General features: G+C 66.6%; 10 protein-coding genes. 1 reads left to right on the plus strand and 9 read right to left on the minus strand.

Going from position 1 to position 8,012, the window contains the following annotated elements; all coding sequences use genetic code 11:
• The first annotated feature begins 218 nt into the window (after positions 1–218).
• A complete protein-coding gene (locus Q0D75_RS18420) occupies positions 219–2,141 on the plus strand; it encodes a PRD domain-containing protein (protein WP_291056877.1) in 1,923 nt (640 codons plus the stop codon).
• A 13-nt stretch (positions 2,142–2,154) separates the two neighbouring features.
• On the opposite strand, the gene map is transcribed toward Q0D75_RS18420, so the two are convergent.
• The 9 genes from map to rpsH form a co-directional block, all read right to left on the minus strand.
• Positions 2,155–3,006 (minus strand): type I methionyl aminopeptidase, encoded by an 852-nt coding sequence (map, locus tag Q0D75_RS18425; protein WP_291056879.1) that lies wholly within the window; start codon positions 3,004–3,006, stop codon positions 2,155–2,157.
• Positions 3,007–3,034: 28 nt separating this feature from the next.
• Complete coding sequence (locus Q0D75_RS18430; RefSeq protein WP_291056881.1) at positions 3,035–3,640, minus strand: adenylate kinase; 606 nt, start codon at positions 3,638–3,640, stop codon at positions 3,035–3,037.
• Complete coding sequence (gene secY / locus Q0D75_RS18435; protein ID WP_291056883.1) at positions 3,637–4,959, minus strand: preprotein translocase subunit SecY; 1,323 nt, start codon at positions 4,957–4,959, stop codon at positions 3,637–3,639. Before secY ends, Q0D75_RS18430 begins: the two co-directional genes overlap by 4 nt.
• Positions 4,960–5,092: 133 nt before the next feature.
• Entirely contained in the window at positions 5,093–5,803 is a 711-nt protein-coding gene (gene rplO, locus Q0D75_RS18440) for a 50S ribosomal protein L15 (protein WP_291056885.1), read from the minus strand.
• Positions 5,803–5,988: a 50S ribosomal protein L30 gene (gene rpmD / locus Q0D75_RS18445; protein WP_022897975.1), complete on the minus strand. Its 186-nt coding sequence runs from the start codon at positions 5,986–5,988 to the stop codon at positions 5,803–5,805. Before rpmD ends, rplO begins: the two co-directional genes overlap by 1 nt.
• The gene (gene rpsE / locus Q0D75_RS18450) at positions 5,988–6,683 is read right to left on the minus strand and encodes a 30S ribosomal protein S5 (RefSeq protein ID WP_291056887.1); all 696 of its coding nucleotides are present in this window, start codon (positions 6,681–6,683) and stop codon (positions 5,988–5,990) included. Before rpsE ends, rpmD begins: the two co-directional genes overlap by 1 nt.
• Positions 6,680–7,051 (minus strand): 50S ribosomal protein L18, encoded by a 372-nt coding sequence (rplR, locus tag Q0D75_RS18455; protein ID WP_291056889.1) that lies wholly within the window; start codon positions 7,049–7,051, stop codon positions 6,680–6,682. Before rplR ends, rpsE begins: the two co-directional genes overlap by 4 nt.
• A 3-nt stretch (positions 7,052–7,054) precedes the next feature.
• A complete protein-coding gene (gene rplF / locus Q0D75_RS18460; RefSeq protein ID WP_291056891.1) occupies positions 7,055–7,591 on the minus strand; it encodes a 50S ribosomal protein L6 in 537 nt (178 codons plus the stop codon).
• Between the two features lie 6 nt (positions 7,592–7,597).
• Positions 7,598–7,996, minus strand: a complete 399-nt coding sequence (gene rpsH / locus Q0D75_RS18465; protein ID WP_291056893.1) for a 30S ribosomal protein S8 — start codon at positions 7,994–7,996, stop codon at positions 7,598–7,600.
• Positions 7,997–8,012: the final 16 nt, after the last annotated feature.

Raw genomic sequence — 8,012 nt, forward strand, 5'->3', positions numbered from 1 at the left:
ACGCACGCCTCCTCGCGTCCTGTTCGATCGTGATCATCCTCAGCTACGGGCGCACCCGCTTCCAGCAGGATTGCTTCCTCACCCCCGGAAGCCTTTCTGAATGCCGACTAGGAATCCCTGTCCCGCCGTTGATTTCCCAGGATGCCGCGCGCTCGGCCTGGCCGGGTACGCTTGATCCGCAACAGCGTCGGAACCGTCGACGCCAGGGATGACGGGTGATGAGCGAGAAGTACGAACGGTTGCTGGAGTACCTGGCCGAATCCGACGAATGGATGACGGCCGGTCAGCTCGCGGATCGCCTCGGCGTCACCACGCGCAGCGTCCGCAGCTATGTCACCAGCGTCAAGACGGCCGCCAAGCCGCTCGACGTGATCGCCTCGTCCACCAGCGGCTACCGTCTGAACCGCGATGCCTATGCGTCGTTCGTCACCGAGCGGCGCTCGCGCGACTCCGAGCCGGGCAGCCCGCGCGAGCGGGTGCACTTCATCATCCGGCGACTCGGCGACTCCCCCGACGGCCTCGACGTGTACGAACTGGCCGCCGAACTGTTCGTCAGCGAGTCGACGGTCGAGGCCGACCTCCGCAAGGCGAAGCTGCTGATCGACGAGGCCGGCCTCGCCCTGGCCCGGCGAGGCAGCCTGGTGACGCTGGCCGGCAGCGAACTCAACCGGCGGCGGTTGCTCAGCCGCCTGTTCCGAGACGAGAGCGCGCAGGGCTTCCTCGACCTGGAGAACATCCAGCGCGAGTTCTCGTCCGAGAACCTCTCGGCCTTCAAGTCCGACCTGCTCGAGATGCTCGACGGCAACGGCTACTTCGTCAACGAGTACTCCATCAACAACGTGCTGCTGCACATCGCCATCGCCGTCGACCGGGTGGGCAAGCAGCTCTCGATCGAGCCGGCCGACGACCGCCCCGTCACCGATGTGGTGCGCGACATCTCCGCCCAGCTCGACGGCCTCATCCGCTCGCACTTCCACGCCACGCTCAGCGCTCGCGAACTCGCCTATCTCTCGGTGCTGCTCACCACCCGCGTACTCACCCCGGGTCACGACGAGTCGACCGAGAGCGTGGCGCTCAACTACCTCGACGACGACGATCTCGCCGCGATGCGCCGGATCGTGCGGCTGGCCAGCGACGAATACCTGGTCGACCTCGACGACGAGGACTTCATCGTGCGGCTCAGCCTGCACATCCGCAACCTGGTGGCACGGGCGCAGGAGAACTCCTACTCGCGCAACCCCATGACCCGCTCGATAAAGGGGTCGTTCCCGATGATCTACGAGCTGGCCGTGTTCATCGCGAGCCAGATCCAGCGCCGCGAGAACATCGTCATCAACGACGACGAGATCGCCTACATCGCCCTGCACGTGGGCTCGTACCTCGAACGGCAGAACCTGCGTGAAGAGCGGGTCACCTGCGCCATCGTGTGCCCGAACTACTACGACATGCACGTGATGCTGCGCAAGAAGCTCGAGGCCGAGCTCGGCTCGGAGCTGCAGATCGACGTGGTGATCACGCGCGCCGACGTCGACTGGGCGGCGCTGTCCTCCGACATCGTGGTCACGACGATCTCGGTGCCGACCGCGCGCGACAACGTCGTCGTCATCCAGCCCTTCCTCACCGAGGGCGACGTCGAGGCGATCCGCCGCACCATCAGTGCCGTGCGCCGGCACCGGCGACGCATGGAGATCAAAGACGAGCTCCTGCAGTACTTCGACGAGCGCCTGTTCTTCCGCGAGCTGCAGGCGCCCACCGAGGCGGCGATGATCCGTTCCCTGGGCGACGCCATGGTGCAGCTCGGCGTCATCGATCAGGCCTACGTCGAGGGTGCGATCGAACGCGAGCGGATGTCGTCGACGGCCTTCACCGACACCATCGCCGTCCCGCACGCCATGGCCATGAGCGCGTCACGCACGGCGATCGCGATCGTGCTGAACGAGAGCGCGATGACCTGGGGCGAGAACCGCGTGAACGTGATCGCGCTGATCGCGTTCAGCGCCAGCGGCCGTAAGGCCTTCCAGACGGTCTTCGATCAGCTCGTGGAGGTCTTCTCCGACCGCGACGACGTGCAGCGGATCGTACGCCGGGGCACCGACTTCGCATCCTTCATCGACGAGCTCGTGCACGTGATGGACACCTGAGCACGCCGGGCGGCTAAGGAATCGGAACGGGCGTGATGCCGAGCGGCGCAAGGCCGGAAGCGCCGCCGTCTTCGGCGGTCAGCACCCAGATGCCGTCTTCGTGCACGGCCACCGAGTGCTCCCAGTGGCTCGACATGCTGCCGTCGGCGGATGCCACGGTCCACTCGTCTTCGCGCACGTAGGTGTCGGTGGTGCCGGCCGTGATCATCGGCTCGATGGCCACCACGAGGCCCGGCTTCACCTCGGGCCCGCGCTGCCGCACCCGGTAGTTGAACACCGGGGGCGCCTCGTGCATGCTGCGGCCGATCCCGTGCCCGATGTAGTCGGTGAGGATGCCGTACGTCGCGCCCTGCGCCACCGACGGATGCTCCTCGACGAACTCCTCGATCGCCTCCCCCACCTCGTTGAGATGGCGGGCGGTCGCGAGCCGGGCGATGCCGTGCCAGAGCGACTGCTCGGTCACGTCGGAGAGCAGCCGGCGCGCGGCCACCACGTCGGGGCGTGCCGGGTCGTCGAGCACGATGGTGATCGCCGAGTCGCCGTTCCAGCCGCCCACGTCGGCGCCGCTGTCGATCGAGACGATGTCACCGGGTTCGAGCGTCCGCCCGCTCGGGATGCCGTGCACGATGTCGTCGTTCACCGAGGTGCACACGGTGTGCGCGTATCCGGGAACCATCTGGAAGTTCGAGACGCCTCCGCGCGAGCGGATCGCCTGCTCGGCGATGTCGTTCAGCTCGAGAGTCGTGATCCCCGGCCGGATGGCCGCGCGAACGGCCGCGAGCGAGGCAGCGGTCACCCGTCCCGGCTCCACCATCAGCCGCAGCTCGGCCGGCGTCTTGTAGATGCCCTTGTTGCGGCCGATCATCGGGCGCCGATCCGCACGTTCCGGCCTGTCACCGGCTGGCGAGCGCCGCGATGATCCGGCCGGTGACCTCGTCGATCGCGCCGAGACCGTCGACCTCCACCACGAGCCCCCGGCCCGCGTAGACCTCGATCAGCGGAGCGGTCTGCTCGGCGTACACGTCGAGGCGCTTGCGGATGACCTCTTCGGTGTCGTCGCTCCGGCCCTGCTCCGCGGAGCGCTTGAGCAGCCGCGTGACGACCTCGTCGGTGTCGGCGGTCAGCACCACCACGGCGTCGAGAGTGGAGTCGCCCACCCCGAGGATGTCGTCGAGCTCCTCCACCTGCTGCAGCGTGCGCGGGTAGCCGTCGAGCAGGAATCCGTCGACCACGTCGTCCTGGTTGAGACGGTCACGCACGAGGTCGTTGGTGACGCTGTCGGGCACGTACTGCCCGGCATCCATGTACTCCTTGGCCTTGACCCCGAGTTCGGTGCCGTTCTTCACGTTCTCGCGAAAGATGTCTCCCGTCGAGATGGCCGGGATGCTGTACGCCTCCGACAGCCGTGCCGCCTGGGTGCCCTTGCCGGCACCGGGAGGGCCGATGAGCAGAAGGCGCAGGGCAGCGTTCACCTGCGGCGCCCCTCCCTCGGCGGTCATCGCAGAAGTCCCTCATAGTGCCGCTGCTGCAGCTGCGAGTCGATCTGCTTCACCGTCTCGAGCCCGACGCCCACGATGATCAGGATCGAGGCGCCGCCGAACGGGAAGTTCTGGTTGGCCCCGACCGCTACAAGGGCTATCAGCGGCAGCAGGGCGATCAAACCGAGATAGATCGACCCTGGCAGGGTGATGCGGGTCAGCACGTAGTCGAGGTACTCCGCCGTGGGGCGGCCGGCCCGGATGCCCGGGATGAAGCCGCCGAACTTCTTCATGTTGTCGGCGACCTCTTCGGGGTTGAAGGTGATCGCGACGTAGAAGTAGGTGAAGCCCACGATGAGCAAGAAGTACAGCGCCATGTAGAGCGGGTGGTCGCCGCGCACGAGGTAGTTGTTGATCCAGGTAACCCAGGGGGCCGCTTCCTGGCCCGCCGCCGGTTGGTTGAACTGCGCGATCAGCGCCGGCAGGTACAACAGGGACGAGGCGAAGATGACGGGCACCACGCCGGCCATGTTGACCTTGATCGGGATGTAGGTGTTGTTGCCCCCGTAGGTTCGACGCCCGACCACGCGCTTGGCGTACTGCACCGGGATTCGTCTCTGCGAGAGCTCGACGAACACCACTAGGGCCATCACCAGGATGCCCACGGCGATCACCAGCAGGAAGATCTCGAAGCTCTTGGTCTGGGCGATCAGCCACAGCGACGCGGGGAAGCGGGCGGCGATCGAGGTGAAGATCAGCAGCGACATGCCGTTGCCGATGCCGCGCTCGGTGATCATCTCACCGAACCACATGATGACGCCGGTGCCCGCCGTCATGGTGATGACCATGAGCAGGATGGCGTACCACGCGTCGTTGGTGATGAGCTGGCCGCACTCGGCGACCGTGGAGGTGCCGAACAGGGCGCCGCTGCGGGCCACCGTGATCAGCGTCGTGGACTGCAGGATCGCCAGCGCGATGGTCAGGTAGCGGGTGTACTGCGTGAGCTTGCTCTGGCCCGACTGGCCCTCTTTGTAGAGGGTCTCGAAGTGCGGGATGACCACGCGCAGCAGCTGCACGATGATCGAGGCCGTGATGTACGGCATGATCCCCAGGGCGAAGATGGAGAGCTGCAGGAGCGCTCCGCCGCTGAAGAGGTTGACGAGCTCGTAGAGGCCCGAGGTGCCCTGGTTGGCGGCCAGACAGGTCTGCACGTTGCCGAAGTCCACGAAGGGAGCAGGGATGAAGGATCCCAGACGGAACAGCGCGACGATGCCGAGCGTGAAGCCAATCTTTCTGCGGAGATCCGGAGTCCGGAAGATCCGCGCGACGGCTTTGAACAAAAAGGGCCTCCTGCGTTGATGTGGCTCAATGCCAAGACGACCGGTGACCCGAATCGTGACCTCGATAGGCTACATCATTCAGATGTCGCATATTCGAAGCGCGGAGTAGGGTCACCGGTCGACGGTAGTGCTCTTACTTGACGGAACCACCTGCGGCGACGATCTTCTGCTCAGCGGAGCCGGAGACCTTGTCGACCGCGACGTTCAGCTTCACGGCGATGTCGCCATCGCCGAGAACCTTGACCTTCTCGTTCTTGCGAACGGCACCCTTGGCCACCAGATCGGCGATGGTGACATCGCCTCCGGCGGGGTAGAGGTCGGCGAGCTTGTCCAGGTTCACGACCTGGTACTCGACGCGGAACGGGTTCTTGAAGCCGCGCAGCTTCGGGGTGCGCATGTGCAGCGGCATCTGCCCACCCTCGAAGCCGACGCGCACCTGGTAGCGGGCCTTCGTGCCCTTGGTGCCACGGCCGGCGGTCTTACCCTTCGAGCCCTCACCGCGGCCGACGCGGGTACGCGCCTTCTTGGCACCCGGAGCGGGACGGAGGTGGTGCACCTTCAGCACCTGCTCGCGGGGAGCAGCGGCCTCGGCGTCGGCCTTCTTGGCAGCCGGAGCCTTGGCAGCGGCCGGAGCCTTCGCGGCGGCCGGAGCCTTCGCGTCAGCAGCAGCGGCGTCGGCCTTGGGGGCGGCAGCCTTCTTGGGAGCAGCAGCCTTGGCCGGAGCCTTGGCGGCAGCAGCCTTGGGAGCCTTCTCCGCAGCATCCGCCTTGGGAGCGGCGGCCTTGGAGGCCGCAGCCTTCTTCGGAGCCGCCTTCGCGGTCTCCTTGGCTTCTTCTTCAGCCATTAGTCAATCTCCTCGACCTTCACCAGGTGTGCGACGGTGCGCACGTACCCACGGTTCTGGGCGTTGTCTTCGCGCACGACGACGTCGCCGATGCGCTTCAGTCCGAGGCTGCGCAGCGTGTCACGCTGGTTCTGCTTCTCGCTGATCTTGGACTTGATCTGGGTCACCTTCAGGCTCGTGGCCATCATGCACCTGCCTTCGCTGCGAGGGCGTCGGCCTCGGCACGCACCAGGCGGGCCGGGGCGACGTCTTCGAAGTCGAGGCCACGACGGGCGGCGACGGCGCGCGGCTCTTCGAGCTGCTGCAGTGCCTCGACGGTCGCGTGCACGATGTTGATCGTGTTCGACGAGCCGAGCGACTTCGAGAGGATGTCGTGGATGCCGGCGCACTCGAGGACGGCGCGCACCGGGCCACCGGCGATAACACCGGTACCGGCGGCGGCGGGGCGCAGGAGCACCACACCGGCGGCCGCCTCACCCTGAACCGGGTGGGGGATCGTGTTGCCGACGCGGGGGACGCGGAAGAAGTTCTTCTTCGCCTCCTCGACGCCCTTGGAGATCGCGGTCGGCACCTCGCGGGCCTTGCCGTAGCCGACGCCCACCAGACCGTTGCCGTCGCCGACGACCACGAGAGCGGTGAAGCTGAAGCGACGACCACCCTTCACGACCTTGGAGACGCGGTTGATGGTGACGACGCGCTCGAGGAAGTTGCTCTTGTCCGAGTCGCGACCGCCGCGGTCACCGCGGTTGGGGTTGCGCTCGCGACCGCCACGGCGGGCCTCGCGGGGCTCGTTCTGGGTCGACTCCGTCGAGGCCGCAGTCTCGACCGGAGCCTGGGCAACTGCTGCCACGTCCTGCTCCTTGTTGGTTTCGGTGCTCACAGGCTCAGACCACCCTCTCGTGCTCCATCGGCGACGGCCGCGACGCGACCGGCGTAGCGGTTTCCACCGCGGTCGAACACGACGGCCTCGATGCCGGCCAGCTTGGCGCGCTCGGCGACCAGCTCACCGACCTTCTTGGCCTTGGCGGACTTGTCACCGTCGAAGGTGCGCAGGTCGGCCTCGAGGGTCGACGCCGACGCGAGGGTGAAACCCTTGCTGTCGTCGACGACCTGCACGAAGACGTGACGGGCCGAGCGGGTGACGACCAGGCGCGGACGCGCCGGGGTGCCTTCGACCTTCTTGCGAAGACGCGAGTGCCGGCGATCGCGGGCAGCGGACTTCGACTTTCCTCTGGTTCCAGTAGCCATGGTCTACTTACCACTCTTTCCGGCCTTGCGGCGAACGACCTCGCCGGCGTAGCGCACACCCTTGCCCTTGTAGGGCTCGGGCTTGCGCAGCTTGCGAATGTTGGCGGCAACCTCACCGACGGCCTGCTTGTCGATGCCGTTGACCGTGAGCTTGTTGTTGCCCTCGACGGTGAACGTGATGCCCGCAGGCGGTTCGACCGAGATGGGGTGGGAGTAGCCGAGGGCGAACTCGACGCCCGAGCCCTTGGCTGCGACGCGGTAACCGGTACCGACGACCTCGAGGCTCTTGGTGTAGCCCGTGGTGACGCCGATGATCTGGTTCGCGATGAGGGTGCGCGTCAGGCCGTGCAGCGAACGCGAAGCGCGCTCGTCGTCCGGGCGGGTGACGAGAACCTGGTTCTCCTCGATCGTGGCCGCGATGGGCGCCGCGATGGTGAGCGCGAGCTCACCCTTGGGGCCCTTGACGGCGACGGCCTGGCCGTCGATCGTCACAGTGACGCCGGCGGGGATGTCGATGGGAAGACGTCCGATTCGTGACATTGTCGGTTACCACACGTAGGCGAGGACTTCCCCACCCACGCCCTTCTTGCTCGCCTGACGGTCTGTCAGCAGACCCGAGGAGGTGGACAGGATCGCGACGCCGAGGCCACCGAGAACCGTGGGGATCTCGGTCGACTTCGCGTAGACCCGGAGTCCGGGCTTGGAGACGCGCTTGATGCCGGCGATGGAACGCTCGCGGTTGGGACCGAACTTGAGGCTGAGCGTCAGGGTCTGGCCGACCTTGGCGTCGGTCACCTCCCAGTCGGCGATGTAGCCTTCGGCCTTGAGGATGCCGGCGATGTGCGACTTGAGCTTCGAGTGCGGCATCGACACGGTGTCGTGGTGCGCCGAGTTCGCGTTGCGCAGTCTGGTCAGCATGTCTGCGACCGGATCTGTCATTGTCATGATGTGGTGCCTTTCG

The sequence above is a fragment of the Herbiconiux sp. genome (genome assembly GCF_023264855.1).
GTDB lineage: Bacteria > Actinomycetota > Actinomycetes > Actinomycetales > Microbacteriaceae > Herbiconiux.

Bases quoted from the DNA above. Each gene is read 5' to 3' on its own strand.
- Q0D75_RS18420 (WP_291056877.1), top strand. From the start codon at position 219: ATGAGCGAGAAGTACGAACGGTTGCTGGAGTACCTGGCCGAATCCGAC.
- map (WP_291056879.1), bottom strand. From the start codon at position 3,006: ATGATCGGCCGCAACAAGGGCATCTACAAGACGCCGGCCGAGCTGCGG.
- Q0D75_RS18430 (WP_291056881.1), bottom strand. From the start codon at position 3,640: ATGACCGCCGAGGGAGGGGCGCCGCAGGTGAACGCTGCCCTGCGCCTT.
- rplO (WP_291056885.1), bottom strand. From the start codon at position 5,803: ATGGCTGAAGAAGAAGCCAAGGAGACCGCGAAGGCGGCTCCGAAGAAG.
- rpmD (WP_022897975.1), bottom strand. From the start codon at position 5,988: ATGGCCACGAGCCTGAAGGTGACCCAGATCAAGTCCAAGATCAGCGAG.
- rplR (WP_291056889.1), bottom strand. From the start codon at position 7,051: ATGGCTACTGGAACCAGAGGAAAGTCGAAGTCCGCTGCCCGCGATCGC.
- rplF (WP_291056891.1), bottom strand. From the start codon at position 7,591: ATGTCACGAATCGGACGTCTTCCCATCGACATCCCCGCCGGCGTCACT.
- rpsH (WP_291056893.1), bottom strand. From the start codon at position 7,996: ATGACAATGACAGATCCGGTCGCAGACATGCTGACCAGACTGCGCAAC.